The sequence below is a fragment of the Parafrankia sp. BMG5.11 genome, from assembly GCF_004337455.1.
Genome location: NZ_SJXI01000087.1, coordinates 173,221 through 186,106, shown reverse-complemented (window position 1 = coordinate 186,106; position 12,886 = coordinate 173,221). Strand labels below are relative to the sequence as shown.

General features: G+C 67.6%; 14 protein-coding genes and 2 pseudogenes. 6 read left to right on the top strand and 10 right to left on the bottom strand.

The genetic code is table 11. The features are described from left to right. Positions 1 to 46: 46 nt before the first annotated feature. Both E0504_RS42175 and E0504_RS42170 read right to left on the bottom strand, forming a co-directional pair. Positions 47 to 295, bottom strand: coding sequence for a GNAT family N-acetyltransferase (locus E0504_RS42175; RefSeq protein ID WP_235014080.1), 249 nt, complete (start codon positions 293 to 295; stop codon positions 47 to 49). Next, positions 193 to 576 (bottom strand): GNAT family N-acetyltransferase, encoded by a 384-nt coding sequence (locus tag E0504_RS42170; protein WP_112106776.1) that lies wholly within the window; start codon positions 574 to 576, stop codon positions 193 to 195. The genes E0504_RS42175 and E0504_RS42170 overlap by 103 nt, the downstream gene beginning before the upstream one ends. Positions 577 to 916: 340 nt before the next feature. On the opposite strand from E0504_RS42170, the gene E0504_RS42165 reads away from it, so the two are divergent. Then, a complete protein-coding gene (locus tag E0504_RS42165) occupies positions 917 to 1,594 on the top strand; it encodes an IS6 family transposase (protein ID WP_112106777.1) in 678 nt (225 codons plus the stop codon). 49 nt (positions 1,595 to 1,643) lie between these two features. Here the strand turns inward: E0504_RS42165 and E0504_RS53780 are convergent. Continuing rightward, positions 1,644 to 1,766, bottom strand: a pseudogene (locus E0504_RS53780) (IS5/IS1182 family transposase); the annotation flags it as partial. A 373-nt stretch (positions 1,767 to 2,139) separates the two neighbouring features. Between E0504_RS53780 and E0504_RS42155 the strand changes: the two are divergent. The 3 genes and pseudogenes from E0504_RS42155 (at position 2,140) to E0504_RS42145 (ending at position 5,379) form a co-directional block, all read left to right on the top strand. After that, entirely contained in the window at positions 2,140 to 3,492 is a 1,353-nt protein-coding gene (locus tag E0504_RS42155; protein WP_112106778.1) for a PhoX family phosphatase, read from the top strand. A gap of 173 nt (positions 3,493 to 3,665) precedes the next feature. Further along, a pseudogene (locus tag E0504_RS42150) lies at positions 3,666 to 3,851 on the top strand (IS6 family transposase); the annotation flags it as partial. A gap of 22 nt (positions 3,852 to 3,873) precedes the next feature. After that, a complete protein-coding gene (locus tag E0504_RS42145) occupies positions 3,874 to 5,379 on the top strand; it encodes a recombinase family protein (RefSeq protein WP_112106779.1) in 1,506 nt (501 codons plus the stop codon). Between the two features lie 370 nt (positions 5,380 to 5,749). Here E0504_RS42145 and E0504_RS42135 read toward each other — a convergent pair whose 3' ends face one another. The 4 genes from E0504_RS42135 to E0504_RS42120 form a co-directional block, all read right to left on the bottom strand. After that, positions 5,750 to 7,156: a replication initiator gene (locus tag E0504_RS42135; protein ID WP_373693994.1), complete on the bottom strand. Its 1,407-nt coding sequence runs from the start codon at positions 7,154 to 7,156 to the stop codon at positions 5,750 to 5,752. 684 nt (positions 7,157 to 7,840) lie between these two features. Then, entirely contained in the window at positions 7,841 to 8,338 is a 498-nt protein-coding gene (locus tag E0504_RS42130) for a hypothetical protein (protein ID WP_235013715.1), read from the bottom strand. A gap of 28 nt (positions 8,339 to 8,366) precedes the next feature. Next, positions 8,367 to 8,549 carry a hypothetical protein gene (locus tag E0504_RS42125; RefSeq protein WP_112105169.1) on the bottom strand — a complete coding sequence of 61 codons (183 nt, stop codon included), beginning with the start codon at positions 8,547 to 8,549 and terminating at the stop codon, positions 8,367 to 8,369. Positions 8,550 to 8,668: 119 nt separating this feature from the next. Then, positions 8,669 to 8,965, bottom strand: a complete 297-nt coding sequence (locus E0504_RS42120; protein WP_306769334.1) for a DUF397 domain-containing protein — start codon at positions 8,963 to 8,965, stop codon at positions 8,669 to 8,671. Positions 8,966 to 9,313: 348 nt separating this feature from the next. Between E0504_RS42120 and E0504_RS42115 the strand changes: the two genes are divergently transcribed. Together E0504_RS42115 and E0504_RS42110 are read left to right on the top strand one after the other, a co-directional pair. Then, positions 9,314 to 10,054, top strand: a complete 741-nt coding sequence (locus E0504_RS42115; protein WP_112105171.1) for a helix-turn-helix transcriptional regulator — start codon at positions 9,314 to 9,316, stop codon at positions 10,052 to 10,054. 2 nt (positions 10,055 to 10,056) lie between these two features. Next, positions 10,057 to 10,524 carry an NUDIX domain-containing protein gene (locus E0504_RS42110; protein WP_112105157.1) on the top strand — a complete coding sequence of 156 codons (468 nt, stop codon included), beginning with the start codon at positions 10,057 to 10,059 and terminating at the stop codon, positions 10,522 to 10,524. A 309-nt stretch (positions 10,525 to 10,833) separates the two neighbouring features. On the opposite strand, the gene E0504_RS42105 is transcribed toward E0504_RS42110, so the two are convergent. From E0504_RS42105 to E0504_RS42095, 3 genes are all read right to left on the bottom strand, one after another. Continuing rightward, positions 10,834 to 11,229 (bottom strand): FKBP-type peptidyl-prolyl cis-trans isomerase, encoded by a 396-nt coding sequence (locus E0504_RS42105; protein ID WP_112105158.1) that lies wholly within the window; start codon positions 11,227 to 11,229, stop codon positions 10,834 to 10,836. A gap of 857 nt (positions 11,230 to 12,086) precedes the next feature. Continuing rightward, a complete protein-coding gene (locus E0504_RS42100) occupies positions 12,087 to 12,434 on the bottom strand; it encodes a recombinase family protein (RefSeq protein ID WP_235013720.1) in 348 nt (115 codons plus the stop codon). Between the two features lie 11 nt (positions 12,435 to 12,445). Then, positions 12,446 to 12,757, bottom strand: a complete 312-nt coding sequence (locus E0504_RS42095) for an energy transducer TonB (RefSeq protein WP_112105160.1) — start codon at positions 12,755 to 12,757, stop codon at positions 12,446 to 12,448. Positions 12,758 to 12,886 lie beyond the last annotated feature (129 nt).

Here is a 12,886-nt window from a genome sequence, read left to right as displayed (position 1 = left end):
AACTAACGGCGACGACCACTAGGCCCGCCGCCTCCGCCCGAGCCGGTCAGGGGCGCAGGCGGTAGCGGATCAGGGGGCCCAGCTCGCCCTGGACGGTGGCGAACGGGGTCAGGCCAAGGCGGGTGATCACGCGGGTGGAGGCGGTGTTGCCCTCGTCGACCTCGGCGAGCACCTCGGGGAGGCCGACGGTGGTCAGGGCGTGGTCGACGACCGCGCGGGCGGCCTCCGTTGCGAACCCGCGGCCCCAGGCGGCGGGGGAGAGGCTGTAGAGGACCTCGACGCCGAGGTCCTCCAGGGGGCGCAGCCCCCGGCGGTGCCGACCAGACTGTCGTCCCCATGCCCGCCGTGGTCGTCATGGCCGCCGCGTCCGCGGACCAGCCAGAGGCCGTAACCGTGGGCGGCGAACGACGCGGCGCTGTCGGCGACGGTCTGGGAGATCTCCGCCGGCGACAGGGCAGCGCCGTCGAACAGAAACCGCCGCACGTCCGGATCGGTCCAGTGCGCCGCCAGCTCTGCCTGGTCGGCGTCCGCGACCGGCGTGAGCACCAGCCGCTTCGTGATCAGTATGTGTTCCACGGCGCCCGATCCTGTCAGCCGCCGGCGATGGTCGCGGACCTCGCGGCGCGTCTCCCGGCCGACTCCGTTTTCCGCTCGGACCCCACACGCGGGGAGTCCGCGCGCGGTGGTAGGTAGGCGGCCTCGGCGGGCGGGTCCCGTCATATCCGATCTGTGTTCGGATCTGTGGCTGGCTGGTCCTCCTCGGTCGTTCGTCGGCGTCCAAGGACATCGGGCTGCTGGTGTTGCGGCACGAGGTGGCCGTGCTGCGCCGGGATCTGTTGCATCCGGCCGGAGCAGGGGCCCGTGTCGATGGGCGACATGATCGACCCATGGGTCGACGTGTTGTCCGCCGGTGCCGGTGCCGGAGTTCGCTGGGTTCCGGTTCCCACCCGAAGTGATCGTTCTGGCGGTCCGCTGGTACCTGCGGTTCGCGCTGTCCTACCGGGACGTCGAGGAGCTGCTCGCCGAACGCGGCCTCGAGGTCGATCACGTCACGGTCTACCGGTGGGTGCAGCGCTTCACGCCTCTACTCGCCGGGGCAGCCCGGCCCTGCCGGCATCGGCCCGGCGACAGGTGGTTCCTCGACGAGACCTACGTCAAGGTCGCCGGCCGGTGGGCCTACCTCTACCGTGCCGTCGACCAGCACGGCCAGGTCATCGACGTCCTCGTCAGCACCCGCGGCGACCAGGCCGCTGCCCGCCGGTTCTTCATCCAGGCGCTGGCGCATGGCCGCCGCCCGGTCGAGGTCACCACCGACAAGGCACCCGTCTACCCGAGGATCCTCGACGAGCTGCTCCCCGAGGCCTGCCATGTCGACGCCGCCAGGGAGAACAATCGGATCGAAGCCGATCATGGCAGGCTCAAAGCCCGGCTCCGGCCGATGCGCGGACTCAAACGGCTCCGGTCCGTCCAGACCATCAGCGCCGGGCGTGCCCTTGTTCAGAACATCCGCCGCGGCTACTACGAGCTCGCCGCCGGCACCGACCCACAGCTGCGGCTGCAGGCCGCGTTCACCGAGCTCGCACGCGCCGTCTGACCGCGGTCGCCGGAGCCCTTGGCGTGCGCCGGATCCCCTGAACGCAACGCCCCTCGTGTCCGCTGGCCGAGGGATGCCGGGCCTTCCACCCGGTGATGACGGGGCGGATCAGCTCCCACGCCTCGTCCGATAGGTCACTGGGGTACGGCTTACGCTCGCTAACGCCTTCCAGCGGAACGCACCGACCGCCGAGCGCAAGACGACCAGCCCCACACCCAGAGATCAACTCAAGCTGAGGCCCGGCGAAAGCGTGCAGAACACCCACCGAGAGCCTGGCCTGCCACCCTTTCCCGGGACACAACAGCCCCTACCGAAGCACCCAAAGTCGGGTAACGTAAAAGTTACTCACCGCATAACCGGGGTCCAAGGGTGCAGGGAGTCATCGCTTGTATATAAATCTGCTATACATATTTTCTCCTTTGAAGAAAATATGTATACTGTACATCGATGCAACATCGGACGTTCGGCGCGCGTTAAACAAGGATTCCTAGGTTGACCCATCGGACTCGGACGGGAGTTCGCTAATTCAACAGGGGAGTCATTCGATGGCAGAAGATTCGCAGGTCGGGCCGCAGCGGCGTGGGCTTCTAAAGGGAATGGCAGTGCTGGGCGGCGCCGCGCTGGCCGGGCCGTTCGGCTCACTTTCCGCGCGTATTGCCTCCGCCGCCCCGGTCGCGGGAGGCGGGTATGGTCCGCTCTACCCGGCCGCCGACCGGACGACGGGACTCGAGCTGCTGCGGCTGCCCCGTGGCTTTGAGTACGTGACCTTCGGGTGGACCGGCGATCCGATGACGGACGGCACCGCGACTCCCGGCGCGCACGATGGAATGGCCGCTTTCCGACTCAACGGAAAGATTCACCTGGTCCGGAATCACGAGCGCGGCACCGGCGCTCCGATCGGCGAGGGTGGGATCCCGACCTACGACAGCACCGCCGCAGGCGGCACCACGACGGTTGTCTTCGACCCGGACCAGGCGAAGTACATCGAGACCCGGCCGAGCCTCGCCGGGACGATCCGCAACTGCGCGGGCGGTCCCACACCCTGGGGCACCTGGCTCAGCTGCGAGGAGACGACGACCATCAGCCCGAAGCGGCACGGGTATGTGTTCGAGGTCCCGGCTGACGGAGTGTCCGACGCGATGCCGATACCCGCCATGGGGCGGTTCAGTCATGAGGCGACCGCGGTCGACCATCACGGCTATGTTTATATGAGCGAGGATGCCACGCCTGGCGGTTGGTACCGCTTCACGCCGAACACCCAAGGCCGGCTCTCCGACGGGGGGAAGCTGGAGATGCTCGCCATACGAGGCGAGTTCCGGAAGAACCTGCGTGGCGCGGTCGGCACCGGTACCACTCTGCCGGTGGAATGGGTACCGATCGCGAACCCCGACCCGGACACCGGCAACGGTGTGGTGCAGCAGGGTCTGGCACTGGGGGCCGCCGAGTTTGCCCGGCCGGAAGGCCTCTGGTACGGAAACCGGCTGGTCTACATGACCGCCACCAGCGGCGGTGCGGCCGGGCAGGGACAGGTCTTCGCCTACAACTCCGACGCGATGACCCTCACCTGTGTGTTCGAGTCACCGGCCGCCAACGTGCTCAACTTCCCCGATAACATCACGGTGAGCCCGCGCGGTGGCCTCGTCCTGTGCGAGGACGGGAGCGGCCGGGAGTTCCTGCACGGTTTGTCCACGGACGGTCTGATCTTCCAGTTCGCTGAGAACAACGTCGTGATCCCCGTCGACAAGGCAGTCAACGGCATCAGTGGCGACTTCACCGGTTCCGAATGGTGCGGGGCCTGCTTCGACAACGACGGCGGCGGAAACTGGCTGTTCGTGAACATCCAGTCGCCGGGCATCACCTTCGCCATCACCGGGCCGTGGCGTCAAGGCATCCTGTAGCACCTCGCACCTGACCGGGACGGCATCTCCTGCGAAACGGACCCGGCGCCAGGTGATCACCTGAACGGAGCGGGGGTCCGGGTCGAATCGGCCCGGGCCCACCCTTGTTAAAGCGGCTCTGTTGCCTCCGGCCAGGGCAGGACTTCGCGCTGGTGGTCGAGCATGATCAGGTGATGGGTCGAGGCGCGGTTGATCCGCCGGTCTCGGAGTTCGCGGGGTTCCGGTTCCCACCGGAGGTGATCGTTCTGGCGGTCCGGTGGTACCTGCGGTTCGCGCTGTCGTACCGGGATGTGGAGGAACTGCTCGCCGAACGCGGCATCGACGTCGATCACGTCACCGTTTACCGGTGGGTGCAACAGTCCTGCGAATTACACTTTTTGTATGGCAAAGTTGAACGGTCTGCGACTTGGTCTGTACACCCGGTACTCGGAACTGGTGGGTGGGGATGACGCGTTAGAGCGTCAGGACGAAGACGGGTACGAGTTCGCCGACGAGCACGGCGCGACGATCGAGAAGGTCTACCAGGAGAAGAAATCGGCCTGGAAGAAAAAGACGATCGTGCTGGAAGACGGCACGATGATCTCCCGAGTGATCCGCCCGGACTACGCCCAACTATTGGCCGACCTGCGATCCGGCTACCTCGACGGTGCGATCGTGTGGGACCTGGACCGCCTCACCCGAGACCTACGCGATCCGGAAGACGCCATCGAAGTCGTCGAGCTGTACGGCCGCCCCATCGTCGGGCCCGGAGTCGACCTCACCACCGAGTACGGGAAGGCGAACGCCCGCGCGCAGGCGGTAGCGGCGAACAAGGCCAGCGCGGACACCTCCCGCCGGGTCCGCCGGTCACACAAGCAGCGCGCCCAGCGCGGGGTGCCGGTCGGAGGCAGCCGCCCGTTCGGCTGGAAAGACGACAAGCGCACCTTGGATCTCACCGAGGCCGCGATCCTGCGGGAAGGAGCCCGCAAGATCCTGGCCGGTGTGCCGGTCGTCGATCTGGTGCACGAGTGGAACGCCGCCGGTATCCGCGGAACCCGGGGGAAGAAGTGGACCAAGACCAGCGTGCTGAAGGTCTACCGCAACCCCCGGATCTGCGGCCTACGGGGCCGGGGGGTCGAGGAGCCGAACATCAACGGCCACGTGGCCAAGTACATGCAGGTCGTCACCCGCAAAGAACGCACCCCCGACGGGCGGACGGTCGAGGTCCCGGTGAAGGGCCAGTGGAAAGCGATCATCGGCGTGGGACGGTGGGAACAGGTGATCGCCAAGATCGGGGACCGGACCTACGCCCAGCAGGGGCATAACTCCCGCCGCTACCTGCTCAGCGGCGTCGTGGCCTGCGGCCGGTGTGGTGCGTCGATGTTCGGGTCACCGCCGTACCGGGAACGCACGTACGCGATCTACCGGTGTCCCGCCCCGACGAAGGGAGGGTGCGGGAAGGTCTCCCGGCACGGCCCCCACACCGAAGATCATATTCTGTCCGCGCTGTTCAACAAGATCGAGTTGGAGACCGCGGATGCCGTCACGGAAGTCGCCCCGTGGGAGGGGGAGGCAGCGTTGGCGGAGGTGAAGGAGAGCATCACCGAGACCCGCGCCGCCTGGACCTCGACCCCCCGGCGGATCTCCCCGAAGGACTACTTCCCGACCATGGAAGAGCTACGGGAACGGGAAGAAGCCCTCCTGAAGGAACGTAACGATCATCTGGTGGCCACCGCGAACGCGAACGCCCGTCCCGCTGATGTCCGCGCCGAGTGGGACGACTACACCCTTGCCCGTCAGCGCGCGATCATCAAAGAGCATCTGATCGCCGTGGTCGTCCACCCTGCCGGGAAGGGCCGCAGGTTCGACCCGGAGCTGTTGGACCCGGTCTGGCGGGAAGAGACCTAGCCACTGCGATCGTCGGCCAGGACCAGCCCGAGCAGCGCAGCGACCCGCCGCCGTTTCTCCCGCGACCACACCGGAGCCGCCAAAGCCTGACGCCGCCCCCATTCCTCCGCCGAGTCGGAGAACACCCGCCGAGACCGCGCAGGACCAGGCGCCGGTACCGGTCGGGTGGCAGCCCACCCGCCCACCCGTACCCCGGTTGCGTGGGCAGGTTCGGTGCCGGCCGGGACGACGATCGGGACAGGCGAAAGATCTGCGGAACCTTCCGTGCTCACCTGCTGGCCAGCCACGACCGGAGCAGCGTCTACGGCGCCGGTGTCGGCATCGTCGGGGGTGTCATCGAACAGCGAGGGCTGAAAGGCACCTACGGTGCTCATAGCCCAGCCAGCCAAACATCCGCACCCGACCCAGCCGCCGGCACAGCAGAGTCGGGAGGGCCGGTATCCCCGCCATACAGACCACGCCCGGCATAGGTCCACGCCCCGAGGACAACCGTGGCCGGATCACCGTCTGGACGGCCGAACGCATCCCCCGGCACCCGGCCCGCCATCGCCGCACCGAGCGTGCGCGACCAGACCCGCCGCACCGTGCGCAACGCGGTGAACGTCGTGGACCACCGGCGGGCTTTCGAGATCCAATGACCACCAAACCCGTACTGGTGAGCCCACCGCAGCAGCCGAGGCACATCCCCGGAGTCCCGGCCGAGCGCCGTATCCAACGCCGCGGTGAACACCGGATCGTGCCCGAGCCGCCAGCAGGTCTCGACCAGGCGGCGCACATGCGGCGCCAGGACCAGCCGACCCAGCCCGGCCAGCGACCGCACCGGATGATCCAACGACCCACCGGCCGTCACCGATTTCGTCAGGTACTTCGCCAGGTAGTTACTGACCCGCGCGACGTCGGTGGGCCCGTCGAGCGCGATGCGGCGGATGTCGACCCGCACACCCCAGCGGACCGCCCAGCCCTCCTCGGGTGCCGTGGCGTCGAGGGTGACCGCGTCCGGATCGGGAGCCGGCACCGCCACCGACCCGACAACGCCCCGCAGAGCGTCCGCGACCAGATCCCCATCCGCCCACCCCGGAGGAGCCGAGTCGGGACCGTCCGGCCCGTCGACCCGCACCACCACATGCAGATGCACCACGCCCCGTGCCTGCATTTCCGCGACCTTGACGAAACTCAACCGCGCGGCCCGCCGAAGCCCCGCCACGGTCAGCCCAGCCGCCGCCGCTACCGCCGATTCGGTCGCGTCACGGGTGGCCTTCCACAGTTTCGGAACGAGTGCGTTCCAGGTCACCGTCCGGCCGTACGAGTAGCAGTCCGCGCAGATCGGCGCGCCGAGCCGGGAATCCTCGGCTCGGTGCCGCTCATGGCAGCCCGCCGGACGGCCATGCGGACACAGGCCCCGCCGGGGGTGGCAGGCCCGCACCGGACCGGTCTTCCCGCCCTGCTGACGACGGGAGTGCACCGGGCCGAACGACGGCGCGGTGAGGGTGACGAACCAGGCCGGATGCCCGGTGACCGTGTCCGGGACACCCTTGCCGCCGGCCAGCCCGGCCAGGACCAGCCGCCGCGCATCCCGCTTGTAGGTGGCGGAGCAGGCGGGGCACACCGAGGCCCGCCGGTTGTTGCACCGCACATGCAGCACCCCGCCCGGTTGGTCCGAGCTGGTGAACGCGCGGCGGACCTCACCGGTAGCGATATCGACATGGTCAACATGGCCGGTCAGGCGGATCGGTCGGGAACAATCACCGGCGACCGGCCGGTTTTCGGGCAGGCTCACGCCCACGTCCACGGGATTCACCGCGTCCTTTCACCCGAACAGCACCGGGCCGGCCCGGAAAAGAACACAGGCCAGCACGGACACCGCACGGTTACGGCAGGAACGGAAACAGGAACGGGAAACAGCCGACACACACCCGACGGGCCATCCGCCGTACACCCATCCAACACCGAAACACCTGCACAATGCTGCCCAAAAAAAGCGACCAATAACTGGCAGCGCGGGTGGCACGTGAAAGGCAGCGAAGCCGGCATGAAACCGGCACCGCAACGGCACGAAAAAGGAACGGGCAGCCCGGGGAGTGTCAGCCGCCGCAGCGGCCTACCCGCTCAGAACCCGAAACACCCGACACCACGACAGCACACGCCACCGGCACACCTGCACCACCCCAGACAGAGACGGGAACAGGCCACGCGAACACGCATGACCCCAGGTGCAGCAGCCCGAGCCCGGTCCGTGCCGCTCCCAGGCGGCTCGCATGTGGACAGCCCGACAATGTGGCGTACTGCCGTACAAAACATTGATCACAATGGCGCAGGGCCGGAGCCCTCGAATGCCATCACCTACTATACCGGCCCAGGCCGGCTGAAACCAGCGAATACGACGACGACCCCGAACCACCGGCGAGGGGGAAGCCGGAACAGGTTCGGGGCCGTCAGCTCGTGACGATCACATCAGGTCACGTCAGGTTGGAGAGGATTCCGCCATCAGGTCCCGGAACGGGAACATGACTTCCCAGACCTCGACCTCAGATACGGCGTCGTCGTCACGCAGCCGTACCCGGTAGCCGGAGAAGCTCACCCCGGCCGGGACGACATCCGCCGGGGGACGCGCCCCGGTCATCACGACCCGAGGGTTCGCACCCGTCAGCAGGCGTTGCCGCCGAAGACGGGTACCGACCGCCCACGCCACCCGGGACTGTTCCAGCGGTGTGACCCGGCGGTGCAGCAGCACCAGGCCCACCGTGGACAGCTGCACCACGCCAACCCCGGCCCCGACCATCACATCCGGGTCGACGTCCAACACGTCGCACAGCAACATCTCTTGATCGTCAGAGTCAGGGTGCAGTGGTTTCGGGAGCAGACCGACAACCAGACCGTCGTGGTAGCCGATCCGCAGCTCCGGCAACGCACCCACGTCGAACTCCCAGCGCGACGTATCCGCCACCGCCAGCCCGCTCACCGGCCCCACCCCGACCGCCGCACCGGCATCACAAGATGACGATCCGACCCAGCCCGACGAACGGCAGCGCCATGTACTCGCCGGGGCGTAACCCCAGGTCGAGCGCACACCGCGTCGCATCGGCGGCGTCGACGAACGGCGCGACCACCCGCACCCCCGGCACCACCAGCGCCCACACCCCCGGCGGAGTGACCACCCCCCGAGCGGTCACTGGCCACGCCGACGTGGGAACGCTGGCCGTCCTGCGTGTACCACCACGGGTCATCGTCATAGGCGTATTCCTCCTCCCCGGCGTCGTGGTCCTCCTCCTCACAGTCGTCCTCACGATCGTCACTGCTGCTCATCAGACCTCCCCGTATCCGTTAAATCGTTGAACTCCCCATCGCCCACTCCGGCCAGGAACGCCCGCCACTCGGCCATCGAGAACAGCAACGCCGGACCATCCGGCTGACCGGCCTGACGCAGCACCACCCCCACCCCGACCGACGCCGACGCGAACGCCAACGGCGCGACCTCCACCGCCGCATCACCCGCCCCCGACGCCCGACGCCACACCAGCCGATCCCGGCCGAACACCGGCACCTCAAAGTCCAAGCCGGCCGACCACTCCCGCATCCACCCGTCCACCCCGCATCACCTCCCCACGACGAGCTCGGACAGAGAAAGCGGCAGCCCCGGGTGGAGCACTGGGGGTGTGTGGCCCTGACGGAGCCCCACCCGAGACCACCAAGGAGCCACCGCGCCTCTCCTACGGCCCCCAGCCCGAGACGCGCCGTGCCTCCCACCTACGCGGCCCCAGCCGGGGGGACGACCCCAAGCCCGACCAGAACCGTGAGAACAAGGGTCGACGCCACGCCGGGACGCCCCTACCGCCCATCGGGGACGTTTAGGACGCCTAGAATGCCGTCCGGAACGTCCCACCAGGAGGGTGTGAACATGTCGGCTCAGGGAACAAGCGAGCGTCTGCGAGTGGCGATGGCAGCAAATGGTGTGGAGGTCGAATCCCTTGCGCGATCCGTCGGCGTCGATCCCAAGACAGTGCAGCGTTGGTTGAAGGGACGCCTTCCCCACCCACGTCACCGGTGGAAGGCGTCCGACGCACTCGGCTGCTCCGAACAGGACCTCTGGCCAGAGATCGCGATCGCCAACGCCTCAGGAACCGCTGCCACCGCCGAGATCATGTCGGCCTACGCGCGACGCGCCGACACCCCGGTTCAGCTCTGGTCCCGGATGCTTGACCGGGCCACCACCAGCATCGACCTGCTCGGATACGCGATGCTGTTCTTTCCCGAACAGCACCCTGACCTTCCGGAATTGCTCACCGACAAGTGCGCCCGCGGCCTACAGGTCCGAATCCTGCTTGCGGACCCCTACTGTCCCGAGGCCGCGATCCGCGACGACCTCGAAGGACTCGACGGCACGCTATCCGGACGTATCCGCTCCACCGTCCGCCACTTTGAACCCCTACTCGACAACCCCGGGGTCGAACTACGCTACCACCGCTTGCCGCTTTACAACGCCGTCTACCGTTTCGACGACCAGATGCTCGTCACCCCGTACCTCTATCGACTCCACGGCTTCCAACATCCGTTGCTGCACCTCAAGCGGCTCGGCCCCGCCGGAATCTTCGAGTCCTACGCCCACCAGTTCGAAGCAATCTGGACCGCCCCCACCACGACCCAGAGCCCCACCGCCGACCGCGAACAGGAGATCTAGAGATGGGCCGGATCGACTATTACCACGACCCCAACGCGCCCGCGGCGAACTCCCTTGTTGTCGGAGGATCCGCCGTCGTCACCGACAAGGACGGACGCATCCTTCTGCAACGACGCGCCGACTCAGGCAACTGGGCACTCCCGGGCGGCACCATGGACATCGGTGAGACCTTCGCTGACTGCGTCATCCGCGAGGTCAAGGAAGAGACCGGCTTCGACGTCGCCATCACCCGCATCGTCGGCATCTACTCCGACCCCGCGCACGTCTTCGCCTACGACAACGGCGAAGTCCGCCAGCAGTTCAACATCTGCTGCGCCTGCACCATCACCGGCGGCACCCTCACCGTCAGTGATGAATCCACCAGCGTCGACTTCTTCCCAATCAACGACATCGAGCGCCTACAGATCCACGAGACGATCAGAATCCGCATCCGCGACCACCTCGCCAACACCGCCCCTACCCTACGGTAGTCACCTGATAGCGGGACGTGATATTGAAAGATCGTCGCCAATATGCTGTACGGGTTCAAGGGCGGCCCTTCGGGCCGCCGCCGTAGATGAGCCGCGCGCGCCGCACACGCCGCGCCGAACGGGACCCCGTCCGGTCCGCCGCGCGCGGCGGGGCCCCGCCTCCCTTCGGTCGGCACCCCACCGGCGCGTCGGTCCGGCCGCCCGTTCAGCGCGTCGGAACGTCGCGGGATCGACTAGTCCGGTTGCCGGCATACCCGCCTTGCTCCGCGTACACGTTCTTCTGGGCTGATGAGCGGCCGGAGCCGAGTCCTATCGGCCGTGCGGCCGTTGTCCTCTCGACTTTATATCGAGTAGTTCCACTTCGAAGCGGAGGTCGGAGTCGGGCGGAATGATGGGCGGAAAGCCGTCGTGGCCGTACGCGTCGTCAGATGTGATGTCGAGAAACGCCTTCTCGCCGAGCGACAGCTGGGGGATCCCCTCATCCCACCCCCTGATCACCTTGCCGACACCGATCGGGACCACGAACGGCGACCCTCGATCACGGGACGAGTCGAACTCATCGCCGGGCTGCGGGTTGCCGCCGCCGATCCAGTCGTCGTGCCCGACAGTGAGGAAGGTGCCGACATAGTGAATCGCCACCGTGTCCCCCTTCTTGGGGAAGTTCTTACCGTCCCCCGGCGAAATGGTTTCAATCGTTACGCCCATGCGGCCAGCCTTTCCTCGCTGATGGACCACCCCGCGCGGCGGCTACTCGGCCCTGGTAGAGCCGAGCAGCCCGGCGTCACGGACCGCCGCACCCCGCACGGGCAGGAACGGGGATCTCCAAGAAGTATGTCAGTCGACCTACCTCCTGGACTCACGTTCGACCCTGCTCGCTCGACGGCCCTCGCGGCGGCCGATCAGCGGCCTATCTAGTGGCAACCGCCGAGAGACCAGCGCTTGACGCTGGTCATCAGTGGCCGATGAGAGGGTGTCGAGCGCGGCGGCACGGTTGGTGCCGGTGAGCTGCCGAGATCCACCGGCCAGGCCAGGACACGTCTGGGACGACTCACCGCAGTCGATCAATCCTTGTGAAACGAGCTGTATAAGAGCGCCGCCCGGGAACGGGGGGATCCCGGGCGGCACCTACGATCAAGGATGCCAGCGTGGCTACCGTGGGGCAACGGTTCCAGCGGGGTACACGCCGTTCCGCCGTGCGGACGTTTCACAGGTGACCGCCGGTTGTTTCCCCTTTCCCGTGGCGCCACATGGTCTAACGGCCTACCTACCGCATCAAGGGCGGCTACGCCGTCGCAAGCGATCACCCTTCGGGCGACCCTTGACACGGCAGGCAGCCCGTCAGGCAAGGCGCAATGGGGAAAGGGAGAAAAAATGGAGGGGCTGACAGGACCGTCCTACTCCTCTTCGTGCTGGGCGCCGCCGGCCGCGTTCATCCCAGGCGAGTAGCGCCCACGCTCAGACGCGCCGCGCCCCGGCAGCTGCGTGGACGTCGCACGGCGAACACGCCAACGGCCAGTGATCCAACTCGGGTCACTGGCCGTTGTTCGTGCTGGGGTCGGGGGTTACACGGTCAGCAGTGACGCCACCAGGCCCGCGCCCACCGGATCGGCGGTGTCCGTACCGTCCCGGGCCACCAGCAGTCGTACCCCCGCGCAGCGCAGCATCTCCAGTGCCGCCAGCCTGCCGGGTTCGGTGTTCGCCAGCCGATCCATGGTGTCGACCACGACCACGTCATACCGGCCGGAACGGACCAAGCGCAGCGCCGCCCACCACGCCCGCAGGTCCGAGCCGTACTGACGGACCGCACCCCCGGCAGTCCAGCCCCGCGCCGCGCACGCCGCCGCGAACACCTCCCGCTGTTCCACCCCGTCCCCAGGCCCGGTGTGCCGAGTGAAGCTCAACGCCCGCACCGTCCCCGCCATCACTGGCCCCCGTCCCGACGGTGCCGACCAGGACCACCCGGGAACCCCGAGACCTGCGCCTTATACCACAGGCTCGCCAGCGTGCCCGCCACCGTCAGCGAGTCCCACCACTTCCCCGCCACGTCCAACGGCGTGTTCGGGTCCACCGTCACCTGCACACCACCCGGCAACACCAGCACCGGCCGCAGCACCGCGAACCGATCAGGGTTCTTCGGGAGCTGGATCTCCGCATCCTCTGCCGGATGCGCCTGCAACACGAGGTTCAGCCGGGACCGGCTATCACCGATCGTCCCATCTGGCATCATGGCCATGGGTTCCACTCCTGTTCTGATCAGGATTGGGATCAAGGCCCGGGGATTGGTGTTACCAGCACCGCCCCGGGCCGCCCTATTCAATTACCCTTACCAACACCCATAATACCCGTTCACGCGGTGAAGCGC

Excerpts from the sequence above, each read along its gene's own strand:
- E0504_RS42115 (WP_112105171.1), top strand. The coding sequence starts at position 9,314 with ATGGCAGCAAATGGTGTGGAGGTCGAATCCCTTGCGCGATCCGTCGGC.
- E0504_RS42145 (WP_112106779.1), top strand. The coding sequence starts at position 3,874 with ATGGCAAAGTTGAACGGTCTGCGACTTGGTCTGTACACCCGGTACTCG.
- E0504_RS42155 (WP_112106778.1), top strand. The coding sequence starts at position 2,140 with ATGGCAGAAGATTCGCAGGTCGGGCCGCAGCGGCGTGGGCTTCTAAAG.
- E0504_RS42110 (WP_112105157.1), top strand. The coding sequence starts at position 10,057 with ATGGGCCGGATCGACTATTACCACGACCCCAACGCGCCCGCGGCGAAC.
- E0504_RS42105 (WP_112105158.1), bottom strand. The coding sequence starts at position 11,229 with ATGGGCGTAACGATTGAAACCATTTCGCCGGGGGACGGTAAGAACTTC.
- E0504_RS42095 (WP_112105160.1), bottom strand. The coding sequence starts at position 12,757 with ATGGCCATGATGCCAGATGGGACGATCGGTGATAGCCGGTCCCGGCTG.